14 protein-coding genes are annotated in these 14,756 nt (G+C 55.0%); 10 read left to right on the top strand and 4 right to left on the bottom strand.

The window, feature by feature from the left end; genetic code table 11:
- Nucleotides 1-332: 332 nt before the first annotated feature.
- Both tig and bolA read right to left on the bottom strand, forming a co-directional pair.
- Nucleotides 333-1,637: a trigger factor gene (gene tig / locus EKL29_RS07590; protein WP_120451288.1), complete on the bottom strand. Its 1,305-nt coding sequence runs from the start codon at nt 1,635-1,637 to the stop codon at nt 333-335.
- A 299-nt stretch (nt 1,638-1,936) separates the two neighbouring features.
- Nucleotides 1,937-2,251 (bottom strand): transcriptional regulator BolA, encoded by a 315-nt coding sequence (bolA, locus tag EKL29_RS07585; protein ID WP_120451287.1) that lies wholly within the window; start codon nt 2,249-2,251, stop codon nt 1,937-1,939.
- Between the two features lie 278 nt (nt 2,252-2,529).
- Between bolA and EKL29_RS07580 the strand changes: the two genes are divergently transcribed.
- From EKL29_RS07580 to EKL29_RS07545, 8 genes are all read left to right on the top strand, one after another.
- Nucleotides 2,530-3,108 carry a lipoprotein gene (locus EKL29_RS07580; RefSeq protein WP_120451286.1) on the top strand — a complete coding sequence of 193 codons (579 nt, stop codon included), beginning with the start codon at nt 2,530-2,532 and terminating at the stop codon, nt 3,106-3,108.
- 51 nt (nt 3,109-3,159) lie between these two features.
- Nucleotides 3,160-4,650, top strand: coding sequence for a muropeptide MFS transporter AmpG (gene ampG / locus EKL29_RS07575; RefSeq protein WP_126689260.1), 1,491 nt, complete (start codon nt 3,160-3,162; stop codon nt 4,648-4,650).
- A 446-nt stretch (nt 4,651-5,096) separates the two neighbouring features.
- The gene (gene cyoA / locus EKL29_RS07570) at nt 5,097-6,023 is read left to right on the top strand and encodes a cytochrome o ubiquinol oxidase subunit II (RefSeq protein ID WP_120451284.1); all 927 of its coding nucleotides are present in this window, start codon (nt 5,097-5,099) and stop codon (nt 6,021-6,023) included.
- 4 nt (nt 6,024-6,027) lie between these two features.
- Nucleotides 6,028-8,010: a cytochrome o ubiquinol oxidase subunit I gene (gene cyoB, locus EKL29_RS07565; RefSeq protein ID WP_120451283.1), complete on the top strand. Its 1,983-nt coding sequence runs from the start codon at nt 6,028-6,030 to the stop codon at nt 8,008-8,010.
- Entirely contained in the window at nt 8,010-8,627 is a 618-nt protein-coding gene (locus EKL29_RS07560; RefSeq protein ID WP_120451282.1) for a cytochrome o ubiquinol oxidase subunit III, read from the top strand. Before cyoB ends, EKL29_RS07560 begins: the two co-directional genes overlap by 1 nt.
- On the top strand, nt 8,627-8,956 hold the full coding sequence (locus EKL29_RS07555) for a cytochrome o ubiquinol oxidase subunit IV (protein WP_120451281.1): 330 nt from the start codon (nt 8,627-8,629) through the stop codon (nt 8,954-8,956). Before EKL29_RS07560 ends, EKL29_RS07555 begins: the two co-directional genes overlap by 1 nt.
- A 13-nt stretch (nt 8,957-8,969) precedes the next feature.
- Nucleotides 8,970-9,857 carry a heme o synthase gene (gene cyoE, locus EKL29_RS07550; RefSeq protein WP_120451280.1) on the top strand — a complete coding sequence of 296 codons (888 nt, stop codon included), beginning with the start codon at nt 8,970-8,972 and terminating at the stop codon, nt 9,855-9,857.
- 132 nt (nt 9,858-9,989) lie between these two features.
- Nucleotides 9,990-11,354 carry an MFS transporter gene (locus tag EKL29_RS07545; protein WP_120451279.1) on the top strand — a complete coding sequence of 455 codons (1,365 nt, stop codon included), beginning with the start codon at nt 9,990-9,992 and terminating at the stop codon, nt 11,352-11,354.
- A 74-nt stretch (nt 11,355-11,428) separates the two neighbouring features.
- Here the strand turns inward: EKL29_RS07545 and adhP are convergent, their stop codons facing one another.
- Nucleotides 11,429-12,454 carry an alcohol dehydrogenase AdhP gene (adhP, locus tag EKL29_RS07540; RefSeq protein WP_120451278.1) on the bottom strand — a complete coding sequence of 342 codons (1,026 nt, stop codon included), beginning with the start codon at nt 12,452-12,454 and terminating at the stop codon, nt 11,429-11,431.
- 154 nt (nt 12,455-12,608) lie between these two features.
- The gene (locus EKL29_RS07535; protein ID WP_120451277.1) at nt 12,609-13,100 is read right to left on the bottom strand and encodes a YajQ family cyclic di-GMP-binding protein; all 492 of its coding nucleotides are present in this window, start codon (nt 13,098-13,100) and stop codon (nt 12,609-12,611) included.
- Nucleotides 13,101-13,238: 138 nt separating this feature from the next.
- Here EKL29_RS07535 and panE point away from each other — a divergent pair, with 138 nt between their 5' ends.
- The gene (gene panE / locus EKL29_RS07530) at nt 13,239-14,159 is read left to right on the top strand and encodes a 2-dehydropantoate 2-reductase (RefSeq protein ID WP_120451276.1); all 921 of its coding nucleotides are present in this window, start codon (nt 13,239-13,241) and stop codon (nt 14,157-14,159) included.
- On the top strand, nt 14,113-14,709 hold the full coding sequence (gene yajL / locus EKL29_RS07525; RefSeq protein ID WP_126689259.1) for a protein deglycase YajL: 597 nt from the start codon (nt 14,113-14,115) through the stop codon (nt 14,707-14,709). The genes panE and yajL overlap by 47 nt, the downstream gene beginning before the upstream one ends.
- Nucleotides 14,710-14,756 lie beyond the last annotated feature (47 nt).

The raw sequence follows: 14,756 nt of genomic DNA, 5'->3' as shown, positions 1-14,756 counted from the left end.
GTCTCCTGGATATAGTTCATTGGCAACATTCTGTACCGATTTTCTCTGAAGCGAGCCCGCTCTGCGCGGCTCAGCTTCGTTTCCGACACCTTCAAGGACGGTTAATCAGCCAGTCTAACTCTCTTCTGCATACTCCCTCAATCTGGGGATACTGCCCTGCTGTTTCAAGCATAACAACCTTTTCTCTATTCGCTAACCTGGAAAAAGCGCAACGTGAATAATTTGCCGGTTTATTAAGCGACTAGCGGCCGAAGAGCGGAGATTGTGCCGGAAAAACAAAAAAGCCCGCGACTTCACAGCCGCGGGCTCAGCACTTCTGGTTAAATCAGCGATCAGGCAGCAGTAGTCTGATTCATCAGTTCCTGGAAGCTGGTCGCTTTCTCAGTTACTTTCGCTTTTTCCAGAACGGCTTCAACCGCCTGCTCTTCCAGCGCAACGTTGCGCATGTTGTTCATCAGCTCATTGTTTTTGCTGTAGAACTCGATCACTTCCTGCGGATCTTCGTAAGCGGAAGCCATCTCTTCGATCAGTGCGTTAACGCGCGCTTCGTCAGCTTTCAGCTCGTGGGTGCGGATGACTTCGCCCAGCAGCAGACCAACGATAACGCGGCGTTTCGCCTGCTCTTCGAACAGCTCGCGCGGCAGTTCCAGCGCTTGCTTCTCGTTGCCGCCGAAACGCTGCGCAGCCTGGCGACGCAGCACGTCGATTTCGCTGTCGATCAGCGCAGCCGGCACGTCGATTTCGTTAGCTTTCACCAGACCGTCGATCGCCTGCGTCTTCACGCGGTTGCGGATAGCGCCTTTCAGCTCGCGGTCCATGTTCTTACGCACTTCCGCGCGCAGACCTTCAACCGAACCATCTTCCACGCCGAAACGCTTGATGAAATCTTCGGTCAGCTCTGGCAGTTCGCGCGTTTCAACTTTCTTCAGCACGATGTCGAACTTCGCGTCTTTACCTTTCAGGTTTTCCGCGTGGTAGTCTTCCGGGAATTTCACGTCAATAGTGAAGGTTTCGCCAGCTTTATGACCAACGATGCCCTCTTCGAAGCCCGGGATCATGCGACCCTGGCCCATCGCCAGCACGAAGTCAGAGGCTTTGCCGCCTTCGAACTCTTCGCCGTCGACTGAACCGGTGAAGTCGATGGTAGCGCGATCTTCAGCCGTAGCCGCCGCATCGCTCTCTTTCCAGTTAGCCTGCTGCTTGCGCAGCGTGTCCAGCATGGCGTCGACGTCAGCTTCGGTCACTTCCACCAGCGGTTTTTCTACTTCGATGCTGTCCAGACCCTGCAGTTCAACTTCCGGGTAGACTTCGAACTCGACCGCGTAGGTGAAGTCTTCGCCTTCTTTATACTCGCCCGGCACGTAGTTCGGCGCGCCAGCCGGGTTGATTTTTTCTTTGATGATGGCGTCAACGAAGTTGCGCGTCATCAGCTCGCCCAGCACGTCCTGACGAACAGAAGCGCCGTAGCGCTGTGCGATGATATTGGCCGGCACTTTGCCTTTACGGAAACCATCGATACGGACTTTTTTCGCCACTTCCACCAGTTCTTTCTTCACTGCGCTTTCGATGCTGTCAGCGGGGACAGTAATCGTAATGCGACGGCCCAGACCCTGCGTGGTTTCTACTGAAACTGTCATCTTGTTACCTCAAAAAATCGCGTGCTCGGTCAACTTCAGACACCACACATTATGCAATGCGCCGTATCCAACAACCGGGACGGCTTCCATTAAGAGAACCTGATCCCTGTCACCAGAAGCGTCCCGAAGACATTCCGGAAAAATAGACGCAGCATTATAGCGGCATCGCCCTGGTGAGTCGAGGCTGTAAACTCACCACTTTTTAGCGGCTTTGCTGCTTTTTTGCGCCGGAGATCGCGTTTATCGCTTAATAATGAAAAAAAACGGCCCGCAGGCCGTTTTTTCAAACAGAGAAGATGTCAGGCGAGCGTGCCGGCGCCGCGGCAGTTTGGCGAAGCGAGCACGGTATCCTGCAGCCCTTCCCATTCCTTTAAAGTGTAAGTGTGCAGCGCCAGCGCATGTACGCTGCCTGCCAGTTCGGCGGCAAGCTCGCCATAAATAGCCCGGTGGCGCGCGAGAAAGCGCTGGCCAGCAAAAAGATCGCTGACGATAACGACCTTAAAATGGCTTTCCGAACCCGCTGGCACATTATGGCGATAGCTTTCGTCATGCACTTCCAGATGTGCCGGCTGGAAAGCCAGGCGCAGCTTCTCTTCGATTTGTTCGCGGATCATTGTCTCTTTCCTCAATGGCGAGCGCTGTGCCCCATCTGGTTAAATATTAGTAGGTTTTCAGACGCATCCGCACAGATGTGTGAAAATATTTCTGCCAGCCTCTAAGCCGACCGGCATGATAGCGCAGCGAGAGCGGCGGTCAACGGTGAGTTTTCCTGAGCATATAAAAAAGGCGCTTGCCCTTAATTTCCCTCTTTCGAGGGCTTTTTTCACTGCCGCGCAATGCTATGATGGCCGCAGTTTTTGCAAACCAACCCACAACATTAACGAGAATAAGTATGTTGAAAAAACTGTTATTTCCCCTGCTGGCCGCGTTCATTTTGGCCGGCTGTGCCAGCAACAGCAATACGCTGACCATTCAGCCTAAAATCGAGCTGCCACAGCAGGATCCAAGTCTGATGGGCGTGACTGTCAGCATCACCGGTGCCGACCAGCGCAGCGATCAGGCGCTGGCGAAAGTGAATCGCGACGGCCAGCTGGTGACCCTCACCCCATCGCGCGATTTACGCTTCCTGTTGCAGGAAGTGCTGGAGAAACAGATGACCGCGCGCGGCTATATGATCGGCCCAGATGGCGCTGTCGATCTGCAAATTGTGGTGAATAACCTTTATGCGGACGTTACCCAGGGCAATGTACGCTACAGCATCACCACCAAAGCGGATATTTCGATTATCGCCACCGCGAAGAACGGCAATAAACAGGTGAAAAACTATCGCCAGACTTACAGCGTAGAAGGCGCGTTCAGCGCGACCAACGATAAGATCACCAATGCAGTGAACTCGACGCTGGGCGATGTCATCTCCGATATGGCACAAGACACCAGCATCAACAACTTTATCAAGCAAAACGCGCACTAATCCGCCGTACTCTATGCCCGGCACGCTGCCGGGCATCGCTTCAGGGTCACAATGAATCACTACCTCCGCATCTTCACCCAACGAAACGCCGCTGTTTTACTCCTGCTTGGCTTTGCTTCTGGCCTGCCGCTGGCGCTGACCGCCGGCACGCTGCAGGCGTGGATGACGGTAGAAAATGTCGATTTGAAGACCATCGGTTTTTTTTCGCTGGTCGGCCAGGCGTACGTATTTAAATTCCTCTGGTCACCGGTGATGGACCGCTTTACGCCGCCGTTTCTCGGACGACGTCGCGGCTGGCTGATAGTGACGCAGCTGGCGCTGATCGCCGGTATCGTCGCCATGGGTTTTATGCAGCCCGGACGCGATCTGACGCTGCTCGCCGCTCTGGCGGTACTGGTCGCTTTCTGCTCCGCCTCGCAGGATATTGTTTTCGACGCATGGAAAACGGACGTGCTGCCGCCGGAAGAGCGCGGCAGCGGCGCTGCGATCACCGTGCTGGGCTACCGGCTGGCGATGCTGGTCTCCGGCGGGCTCGCGCTCTGGCTGGCGGATCGCTATCTCGGCTGGCAGGCGACTTACTGGCTAATGGCATTGCTGATGATTCCCGCGCTTATCGCCACGCTGATGGCGAAAGAGCCCGATACGCGCGCCACGACGCCTCACTCGCTGCGTGAGGCGGTATCGCTGCCGCTGCGGGATTTTTTCCAGCGCAACAACGCCTGGCTGCTGATCACCTTAATCGTTCTTTATAAGCTCGGTGACGCCTTCGCCGCCTCACTGACCACCACCTTTTTGATTCGCGGCGTCGGTTTCAACGCTGGCGACGTGGGGCTGGTAAACAAAACGCTCGGCCTGCTGGCGACTATTATCGGCGCGCTTTACGGTGGCGTGCTGATGCAGCGACTGAGCCTGTTCCGCGCCCTGCTGATTTTCGGCATCTTACAGGCGGTATCTAATTTCGCTTACTGGCTGCTGGCGGTTACGCCCCATCACTTATGGAGTATGGCCAGCGCGGTCTTTGTAGAGAATCTGTGCGGCGGCATGGGCACGGCCGCTTTCGTCGCCCTGCTGATGACCCTGTGTAATAAATCGTTCTCCGCGACGCAGTTCGCTCTGCTTTCGGCGCTCTCTGCGGTAGGCCGCGTTTATGTCGGTCCCGCAGCCGGCTGGCTGGTCGAACTCTGGGGATGGCCTGTTTTTTACGCCTTTACCGTCGTGGCGGCGCTGCCGGGCCTGCTGCTGCTGCTGCTGTGTCGCGACACGCTGAATGTCGCGCAACGTAGCGAGCAATTTTTACCGCGCACGCGTTTTGCCGCTGGCTACCGCTGGACAACGCGTCTGTTCTGCGCAGGATGCGCGTTTATTGCGCTCTGGCTGGTGGCGCTGGCGTTTCAGGCGCTGAATCTGTGGCAGAGGGAAAACATGCATGCCGGCCTGTTCGAAGTGGGCATGGCGTTGCTGGTGCTGGCGGTGTGCAGTGGGGTGGCGCTTGATTATATCGCGCAGCGGAAAAACGCAGCGGCGATCGCACCCGTTGATTAACAACGGGTATTATTTCAGCGTGAAACTGAAACAGACGATCTCTGCCGAGAAGGAAAGTTATACTTTGCCAACGCGTGTTATTTTCCAAGAAATATTAAGATTAAAATTCTTCGCTTAACAAATATATTAAAAACCGGTGCGTAATTATGTTGTATAAATTTCATCACACAAATGATGCAGATTTGTTAACGAATTGAGCACCAAAAGTAAGGTTTATTCTTTCCCTGATTTCTTTAGGGATACTTTCATCGGTTTTTGTTATAATTAGTGCCAACTGCTTGTCGCAGTTAATAATTTGTCACCCCAGGCAACATCTGTGACACCCTTAGCAAAAGGTGTCAACACGCTGCTGACATATCCTTATGCTGGTTTACACTGCATAAACCTTCCCGTAAAATGCGCGCACACTTAAACGACAATAAGCCCTTTGTCATTGAGGTCGTTAAATGAGACTCAGGAAATACAATAAAAGTTTGGGGATTTTGTCATTAATTGCAGGCACTTTGTTAATGAGTGGCTGCGATAATGCGTTGTTAAATCCCAAGGGACAGATTGCACTTGAGCAACGTTCGTTGATTCTGACAGCCTTCGGCTTGATGTTGATCGTCGTTATTCCCGCAATCTTGATGGCGGTGGTGTTTGCATGGAAATATCGTGCATCCAACACTGAAGCGAAGTACAGCCCTAACTGGTCACACTCTAATAAAGTGGAAGCCGTGGTCTGGACCATTCCGATCCTGATCATTCTCTTCCTCGGCGTGCTGACATGGAAATCAACTCACGCGCTGGAGCCGAGCAAACCGCTGGCCTCCGACGTTAAACCGGTTGAGATCCAGGTAGTGGCGCTGGACTGGAAATGGTTGTTTATTTACCCGCAACAGGGTATTGCTACCGTTAACCAGATCGCTTTCCCGGCTAATACGCCGGTGAGCTTCAAAATTACCTCCAACTCCGTCATGAACTCTTTCTTCATTCCGACGCTCGGCAGCCAGATCTACGCCATGGCGGGCATGCAGACTCAGCTGCACCTGATCGCCAACGAGCCAGGAACGTTTGACGGTATTTCCTCGAACTTCAGTGGTCGAGGTTTCTCTGGTATGAAGTTCAAAGCCATTGCAACCAAGGACGATGCGGAGTTCCAGCAGTGGGTCGCCAAAGTTAAAGCGGCGCCTAACACGCTGACCACGATGGAAGATTTCGAGAAAGTGGCTGTGCCAAGCGAAAATCATCCGGTGGAATATTTCTCTTCAGCGAATCCTGAACTATTCAAGCAAGTCATTGCTAAGTTCATGACCAGCCACGGGAAGATGGACATGCCGCAGCACGAAGGCATGGACATGAGTCACACCGCTTCCGCGGGAGCCGAGGAATAATACGATGTTCGGAAAATTAACACTGGATGCAGTGCCGTACCATGAGCCAATTATCATGGTCACGGTTGCCGGGATCATCATTGGTGGTCTGGCAGTCATCGCTGCCCTAACCTACTTTGGTAAATGGCAGTATCTGTGGTCAGAATGGCTTACCTCCGTCGACCACAAAAAACTGGGTATCATGTACATCATCATGGCGTTCGTCATGCTGCTGCGCGGCTTTGCCGATGCGATTATGATGCGTACCCAACAGGTGATGGCTTCCGCTGGGGAAGCTGGCATACTCCCGCCGCACCACTACGACCAGATCTTTACCGCGCACGGCGTGATTATGATCTTCTTCGTGGCGATGCCTTTCGTTGTTGGTCTGATGAACATCGCGGTACCGCTGCAAATCGGCGCGCGCGACGTTGCTTTCCCGTTCCTGAACAACCTGAGCTTCTGGTTTACCGCGATCGGTGTGATCCTGGTTAACCTGTCGCTGGGTGTGGGCGAGTTTGCACAGACTGGCTGGCTGGCCTATCCGCCGCTTTCAGGCGCGGAGTACAGTCCTGGCGTCGGGGTCGATTACTGGATCTGGAGTCTCCAGCTGTCCGGTATCGGGACCACGCTGACCGGTATCAACTTCTTCGTTACCATTCTGAAGATGCGTGCGCCGGGCATGGACCTGTTCAAAATGCCGGTGTTTACCTGGGCTTCCCTGTGTACCAACGTCCTGATCATCGCTGCGTTCCCGGTTCTGACCGTGACCCTGGCGCTGTTGACGCTCGATCGTTACCTTGGCTTCCATTTCTTTACCAATGATATGGGCGGTAACATGATGATGTACGTCAACCTGATCTGGGTCTGGGGTCACCCGGAGGTGTACATCCTGGTTCTGCCGGTGTTTGGCGTCTTCTCTGAAGTCACTGCGACCTTCTCGAAAAAACGTCTGTTCGGCTACACCTCGCTGGTGTGGGCGACCATCGCCATTACCGTACTGTCGTTTATCGTTTGGCTGCACCACTTCTTCACCATGGGTGCGGGCGCGAACGTTAACGCCTTCTTCGGCATCATGACGATGATCATCGCGATTCCGACCGGCGTGAAAATCTTTAACTGGCTGTTCACCATGTACCAGGGTCGCATCGTGATGCACTCTGCCATGCTGTGGACCGTTGGCTTCCTGGTCACCTTCTCTGTAGGTGGTATGACCGGTGTTCTGCTGGCGGTGCCGGGTGCGGACTTCGTGCTGCACAACAGTCTGTTCCTGATTGCGCACTTCCATAACGTCATCATCGGCGGCGTGGTATTCGGTTGTATGGCTGGCGTGACCTACTGGTTCCCGAAAGCTTTCGGCTTTACCCTGAACGAAACCTGGGGCAAACGCGCTTTCTGGTTCTGGATCATCGGCTTCTTCGTCGCCTTTATGCCGCTGTATATCCTGGGCTTCATGGGTATGACCCGTCGTCTGAGCCAGGACATCGATCCGCAGTTCCACGCTCTGCTGGTGGTTGCGGCTGTCGGTGTGGCGCTGATTGCGTGCGGTATCCTTTGCCAGCTGATCATGTTCTACGTTTCGGTCCGTGACCGTGACCAGAACCGCGATCTGACCGGTGACCCGTGGGGTGGACGTACGCTGGAGTGGGCAACCTCTTCACCGCCGCCGTTCTACAACTTTGCCACTATCCCGCATATCCATGAGCGCGATGCGTTCTGGGAAATGAAAGAGAAAGGCGAAGCGCACAAGCAACCGGCTCACTATGAAGAAATTCATATGCCGAAAAACAGCGGCGCGGCTATCGTTATCGCTGCATTCGCTACGGTGTTCGGCTTTGCCATGATCTGGCATATCTGGTGGCTGGCTGGCCTCACCTTCCTGGGCATGATTGTGACCTGGATTGTGAAAAGCTTCGATCAAGACGTGGACTACTACGTTCCGGTTGCCGAGATTGAGAAGATCGAAAAGCAGCACCTGGACGATATCAGCAAAGCGAGTCTCAAATAATGGCAACTGAAACTCTGACAAAACACCACCACGACGCCCATGCGGAGCATGGGCATCACGATGCAGGAGCCAATAAAGTCTTTGGCTTCTGGATCTACCTGATGAGCGACTGCATTATCTTCGCAACGCTGTTTGCGACCTATGCAGTAATGGTCAACAGCACTGCCGGCGGTCCGGCAGGTAAAGACATCTTCGAACTCCCGTTCGTTCTGGTTGAAACAGCGCTTCTGCTGTTGAGCTCCATTACCTACGGCATGGCGGTTATCGCCATGAACAAGGAAAACAAAGGCGCCGTTATCGGCTGGCTGGCGTTGACCTTCCTGTTCGGTGCTGGCTTTATCGGCATGGAGCTTTATGAGTTCCATCACCTGATCGAAGAGGGCTTTGGTCCAAACCGTAGCGGCTTCCTGTCCGGCTTCTTTACGCTGGTCGGTACCCACGGTCTGCACGTGACCTCTGGCCTGATCTGGATGGCGGTACTGATGTTCCAGATCGCGAAAAACGGTCTGTCGGCAACTAACCGTACCCGTATCATGTGCCTGAGCCTGTTCTGGCACTTCCTGGACGTAGTGTGGATCTGCGTGTTTACCGTTGTTTATCTGATGGGAGCCATGTAATGAGTCATTCTGTAACTGAACATGGTGCATCGCACGGTAGCGTTAAGTCCTACATGATCGGCTTTATCCTCTCTATCATCCTGACGGCAATCCCGTTCTGGATGGTAATGGATGGAAGCGCGTCGCACGCTACCATTCTGGGCGTAGTGCTTGTCTGTGCAGTGGTGCAGGTGCTGGTTCACCTGGTTTACTTCCTGCATCTCGACAGCAAGTCCGAAGGCGGCTGGAACATGGTGGCCATCGTCTTCTCGGCGGTCATTATCCTGATCGTCGTGGTTGGCTCGCTGTGGATTATGTGGAACCTCAACTACAACATGATGGTTCGCTAAAGAGTCGCTCGTAATGATTAAGCAATACCTGCAAGTAACAAAACCAGGAATTATTTTCGGGAATTTAATTTCTGTGATTGGCGGATTTCTGCTGGCTTCGAAAGGCAGCATTGATTACGCCCTGTTTCTCGCCTCTCTGGTCGGCGTATCGCTGGTTGTCGCATCGGGTTGTGTTTTCAACAACGTGATCGACCGCGATATTGACGTGAAGATGGAGAGAACCAGGAATCGGGTGCTGGTAAAAGGCCTCATCTCCGCGAAAGTAAGCCTGATTTATGCTACCGCGCTAGGTATTGCTGGCTTTGCGTTGCTCTACTTTGGTGCCAATCCGCTGGCCATGTGGCTGGCGGTCATGGGCTTCGTGGTTTACGTCGGTATTTACAGCCTCTACATGAAGCGTCACTCAGTATACGGGACGCTGATTGGCAGCCTGTCTGGCGCAGCGCCGCCGGTGATCGGCTACTGCGCCGTCACCAATGAGTTTGATGCGGGCGCGCTGATCCTGCTGGCGATCTTTAGCCTCTGGCAGATGCCGCATTCCTATGCGATTGCCATCTTCCGCTTTAAAGATTACCAGGCGGCGAACATTCCGGTTCTGCCGGTAGTGAAAGGCATCTCCGTAGCGAAGAATCATATTACGCTCTACATTCTGGCGTTTATGATCGCCACGCTGATGCTGTCGCTGGGCGGTTATGCGGGTTATAAATATCTGGTGGTCGCGGCGGCCGTTAGCGTGTGGTGGCTGGGAATGGCGTTATCAGGTTACAAGACCTCGAACGATCGCGTCTGGGCACGTAAGCTGTTCGTCTTCTCTATCGTGGCTATCACCGCGTTGAGCGTGATGATGTCGGTGGACTTTATGGGACCGGCATCAAAAGATCTGCTGACCTATGTGTGGTAAAGCCGCACTGCTATAGCATGCTAAGGGCGCGATTTCGCGCCCTTTCTTTTTGTTACCACTTCTTAAACACTATCATTTTACCCGCCCTGCCCTGCTCCCTAAAATAGATACGGCAAACTTACAGAGGTTGGAATGAACGATAATAAAATGACGCCGGTGGAGCTTCGCGCCACATGGGGTTTGGGCACGGTATTTTCCCTGCGAATGCTGGGCATGTTTATGGTCCTGCCGGTATTAACTACCTACGGTATGGCTCTTCAGGGTGCAAGTGAAACGCTTATTGGCCTGGCGATCGGTATCTACGGTCTGGCGCAGGCGATCTTTCAGATTCCTTTCGGCCTGATGTCTGACCGTATCGGCCGTAAGCCGCTGATCGTCGGCGGCCTGCTGCTGTTTGTGTTGGGCAGCCTTATCGCGGCGAACACGACCTCTATCTGGGGCATTATTCTCGGCCGCGCCTTACAGGGTTCCGGCGCGATTGCCGCTGCCGTCATGGCGCTGCTGTCTGATTTGACCCGTGAACAGAACCGCACCAAGGCGATGGCCTTTATCGGCATCAGCTTCGGCGTCACCTTCGCCATTGCGATGGTGATCGGTCCGATTGTCACTCACGCGCTCGGGCTGCACGCGCTGTTCTGGATGATCGCTATCCTCGCCTCGCTGGGCATCGTAATCACCCTGCTGGTGGTGCCCAACGCGCCGGGGCATGTGCTGAACCGCGAATCGGGCATGGTGAAAGGCAGCTTCCGCAAGGTGCTCGGCAATTCGCGTCTGATCAAGCTCAACGTCGGCATTCTCTGCCTGCATATCTTGCTGATGTCCAGCTTCGTCGCCCTGCCCGGTCAGTTCGAGCAGGCTGGTCTGCCAGCCGCCGAACACTGGAAAGTTTATCTGGTGACGATGCTGATCGCCTTTGTCGGCGTGGTGCCTTTTATTATCTATGCAGAAGTGAAGCGCCGCATGAAGCGCGTATTTGTCGCCTGCGTAGGATTGATCGTTATCGCGGAGATCGTGCTGTGGGGCGCGGAAGGTCACTTCTGGACGCTGGTGATCGGCGTGCAGCTTTTCTTCTTCGCCTTTAACCTGATGGAGGCGATTCTGCCTTCGCTGGTCAGCAAAGAGTCGCCGGCCGGCTACAAAGGCACCGCGATGGGGCTCTATTCCACCAGCCAGTTTATCGGCGTGGCGATCGGCGGCAGCCTCGGCGGCTGGGTATTTGGGCATTTCGATGCGCAAACCGTATTCCTGGTCGGCGCGATTGTTGCTGCGATCTGGCTGTTCGTTGCCATGACCATGCAGGAGCCGCCCTATGTCAGCAGCCTGCGTATCGTACTGAGCGATAGCGCGCTGGCGGTACCGAATCTGGAACAGCGTCTGAAAGCGCAGCCGGGCGTGTCGGCCGTGCTGATCGTGCCGGAAGAGAAAAGCGCCTATATCAAAATCGACAGTAAGGTCACCAGCCGTCCCGAGCTGGAAGCACTGCTGGCAAGCAGCTGAGCGCTTTGCGATAAAGCATGACGCATCGACTAAAGAACCGGCCTGGCGCCGGTTCTTTGTTTTTCACGCCCGGCTCAGAGCGACATATCGACGACAACGCGCCCCTCGATTTTCCCGGCGCGCATACGCGCGAAGATATCGTTAATATTGCTCAGCGGCTCGATCCCAATAGTGGCTTTGACTTTATGCCTTCCGGCGAAATCGAGCGCCTCCTGTAGATCTTTCCGCGTGCCGACAATGGAGCCGCGCACGGTAATGCCATCCAGCACCATATCGAAAATAGAGAGATCGAATTTACCCGGCGGCAAGCCGTTAAGCACCATTGTGCCGCCGCGCCGCAGCGTCCCGATAGCCTGCTCGAACGCCTTAGGCGATACCGCCGTTACCAGCACGCCATGGGCGCCGCCGAACGCTGAATGGAAAACCTGCGCCGGATCCTCGTTACGGGCATTTACCACGACGCTGGCGCCGAGGCGCTGCGCAAACGCCAGTTTTTCATCGTCGATATCTACCGCCGCGACATTTAAACCCATCGCTACGGCATACTGCACAGCCATATGCCCCAGCCCGCCAATACCCGAAATCACCACCCATTGGCCAGGCCGGGTATCCGTCATTTTTAGCCCTTTATAGACGGTAACGCCTGCGCAAAGGATGGGGGCGATTTCTGCATATCCGATGTTATCCGGCAATATGCCGACATAATTCGCATCGGCGAGGCAATATTCGGCAAAGCTACCGTTAACCGAATAGCCTGCATTTTTCTGGCTCAGACAAAGCGTTTCCCAGCTGTCGAGGCAGTGTTCGCAATGGCCGCACGCTGAATAGAGCCAGGGTATCCCGACGCGATCGCCCAGCTTGAGATGCGTGACATCCGGCCCTTTCGCCACCACTTCCCCGACGCCTTCATGGCCTGGAATAAAAGGCAGCGCAGGTTTCACTGGCCAGTCGCCTTCCGCCGCATGCAGGTCGGTATGGCACACGCCGGTCGCGGCGATTTTGACCAGAACCTGGCCCGGTCCTGCTTCCGGTACGGGCACCTGTTCAATGGTTAACGGCTCGCCAAAGGCTTTCACTACCGCAGCTTTCATCGTTTTCATGATTTATCTCCAGTCAGTCAGGCTCATAAACCAATGTGCACGACTTTGCCATGCACAGCGTTGATATAAAGCAGGGTAAAATGGATACAGGTCGTGTGACAATATTGAAAAGCGTAACGTGCGGACACCACTGTGGCCGCACGCTATGAGAGGATTAATCGCGGAAGTTTTTAAACTGGAAAGGTTGACCGAGGTTGCCGCCGCGCACCAGCGCCATCGCGCCCTGCAGATCGTCACGCGATTTGCCGGTCACGCGCAGCGAATCGCCCTGAATCTGCGTCTGCACCTTCAGCTTGCTGTCTTTAATCAGCTTGACGATTTTCTTCGCGACTTCGGTTTCAATGCCTTTTTTCATTTTGGCATCGACACTCCAGTTTTTACCGCTGTGCTCGATCTCCTCAGGAATATCGAGCGCGGCGCCCTCGATGCCGCGCTTGAGCAGCTTCTCACGCAGCATATCCACCAGCTGTTTCACCTGAAAATCGGACTCGCTGGTCACTTTGATGGTTTCATTCTTTTCGTTGAGCTCGAAACTGGCGCTCACGTTGCGAAAATCGAAGCGGGTTGTTAATTCACGGTTGGCATTTTCGACCGCGTTGCGAACTTCCTGCATGTCGATTTCTGAAACGATATCGAAAGATGGCATCTCTTCTTCTCCTGACGCTAAAGTGACATGCATAATACGCGTCTTGCCGCACTAAACAAAATCAGGCTGCGCACAACGCTATACTTATTATCGCTGTGTATTAAAGAACAAACGACAAACCCGGATACGGGAGGCAGTATGAAAATTACCGTGTTGGGTTGCGGGGCCATTGGCCAGGTCTGGCTTGCGGCCCTTGCACGCCAGGGCCATGAGGTTCAGGGATGGTTGCGCGTGCCGCAGCCCTACTGTTCCGTCAACGTTATCGATTACCAGGGCAGGGTGAGCAACAACACCTTTATCGCCAACGATCCGCTGTTTCTGGCTGACAGCCAGCTGCTGCTGGTGACGCTGAAGGCACCGCAGGTTTCGCCTGCGGTGCGTAACCTGCAGAGCGTGCTGTCGGAACATTGCCCTGTTCTGCTACTGCATAACGGTATGGGCACGCTGGAGGAGCTAAAAGGACTCAGCCAGCCGCTGCTGCGCGGCATCACCACGCATGCGGCGATGCGCGACGGCACCGTGATAAAGCATGTCGCCAGCGGCATCACCCATATCGGTCCCGCTAACCGTAAAAGCGCGGCCTACAGCGACCTCGCTGATATTCTGCACGCGGCGCTGCCGGACGTCGCCTGGCATGACAATATCGGCGCCGCCTGCTGGCGCAAGCTGGCGGTAAACTGCGTGATCAATCCGCTCACCGTCGAACACGACTGCCAGAATGGCGCGCTGCGTGCCTGGCCGGAGCAGATCGACATGCTCTGCCAGGAGCTGAGCTGGGTGATGGAGCGCGAAGGCCAGCACATCACCGCCGACAGCCTGAGCGACATCGTTTATAACGTGATTGAAACCACGGCGGCCAACACCTCTTCGATGCTGCAGGATGTACGGGCGCAGCGTCTGACTGAAATAGATTACATCACCGGATTCCTGCTGCGCCGCGCGCGCGCGCAGGGGATCGCCGTGCCGGAAAACACCCGCTTATATGAGTTTGTAAAACGCAAGGAGTCCCATTATGACCGCGAACACGCCAGTTCTGGTTTGCCTCGCACATGGCAGTGAAGAGACCGAGGCGGTTACCACCATCGATTTGCTGGTGCGCGGCGGTCTGAAGGTGGTCACCGCCAGCGTAGAGAGCGACGGCGCGCGCGAAATCGTCTGTTCGCGTGGCGTTCGCCTGCTGGCCGATGCGCCGCTGGTGGAGGTTGCCGACGACGACTACGCGGCGATTGTGCTACCGGGCGGTCTGAAAGGCGCGGAGACCTTCCGCGACAGCCCGCTGCTGGTGGAAACGGTGCGCCAGTTCCATCTTTCCGGCCGCATCGTGGCGGCAATCTGCGCAGCGGCTGGCACCGTGCTGGTGCCGCACGATCTCTTCCCGGTCGGCAATATGACCGGCTTCCCCGGTTTAAAAGAGACGATTCCCGCGGAGAAGTGGATGGAGAAACGTGTGGTGTGGGATCCACGCGTAAATCTGCTGACCAGCCAGGGGCCGGGCACGGCGATGGATTTCGCGTTAAAGCTGATCGATCTACTGGCAGGAAAAGAGAAAGCGGCGGAAGTCGCGTCCCAGCTGGTGCTGGCGGCAGGCATCTACGATTACAGCGAATAACGATCTTCTGTCCGTCGGCGGCTAAAACAGGCCGCCGACGGACAGCG

The sequence above is a fragment of the Pantoea sp. YU22 genome (assembly GCF_003970755.1).
GTDB lineage: Bacteria > Pseudomonadota > Gammaproteobacteria > Enterobacterales > Enterobacteriaceae > Pantoea > Pantoea piersonii.
The sequence above is the reverse complement of the archived record's forward strand: the minus strand, read 5'-3'. Positions and strand labels throughout refer to the sequence as shown.

Excerpts from the sequence above, each read along its gene's own strand:
- EKL29_RS07580 (WP_120451286.1), top strand. The coding sequence starts at position 2,530 with ATGTTGAAAAAACTGTTATTTCCCCTGCTGGCCGCGTTCATTTTGGCC.
- cyoB (WP_120451283.1), top strand. The coding sequence starts at position 6,028 with ATGTTCGGAAAATTAACACTGGATGCAGTGCCGTACCATGAGCCAATT.
- bolA (WP_120451287.1), bottom strand. The coding sequence starts at position 2,251 with ATGATCCGCGAACAAATCGAAGAGAAGCTGCGCCTGGCTTTCCAGCCG.
- adhP (WP_120451278.1), bottom strand. The coding sequence starts at position 12,454 with ATGAAAACGATGAAAGCTGCGGTAGTGAAAGCCTTTGGCGAGCCGTTA.
- yajL (WP_126689259.1), top strand. The coding sequence starts at position 14,113 with ATGACCGCGAACACGCCAGTTCTGGTTTGCCTCGCACATGGCAGTGAA.
- tig (WP_120451288.1), bottom strand. The coding sequence starts at position 1,637 with ATGACAGTTTCAGTAGAAACCACGCAGGGTCTGGGCCGTCGCATTACG.
- ampG (WP_126689260.1), top strand. The coding sequence starts at position 3,160 with ATGAATCACTACCTCCGCATCTTCACCCAACGAAACGCCGCTGTTTTA.
- EKL29_RS07545 (WP_120451279.1), top strand. The coding sequence starts at position 9,990 with ATGAACGATAATAAAATGACGCCGGTGGAGCTTCGCGCCACATGGGGT.
- EKL29_RS07560 (WP_120451282.1), top strand. The coding sequence starts at position 8,010 with ATGGCAACTGAAACTCTGACAAAACACCACCACGACGCCCATGCGGAG.
- cyoE (WP_120451280.1), top strand. The coding sequence starts at position 8,970 with ATGATTAAGCAATACCTGCAAGTAACAAAACCAGGAATTATTTTCGGG.
- panE (WP_120451276.1), top strand. The coding sequence starts at position 13,239 with ATGAAAATTACCGTGTTGGGTTGCGGGGCCATTGGCCAGGTCTGGCTT.
- EKL29_RS07535 (WP_120451277.1), bottom strand. The coding sequence starts at position 13,100 with ATGCCATCTTTCGATATCGTTTCAGAAATCGACATGCAGGAAGTTCGC.
- cyoA (WP_120451284.1), top strand. The coding sequence starts at position 5,097 with ATGAGACTCAGGAAATACAATAAAAGTTTGGGGATTTTGTCATTAATT.
- EKL29_RS07555 (WP_120451281.1), top strand. The coding sequence starts at position 8,627 with ATGAGTCATTCTGTAACTGAACATGGTGCATCGCACGGTAGCGTTAAG.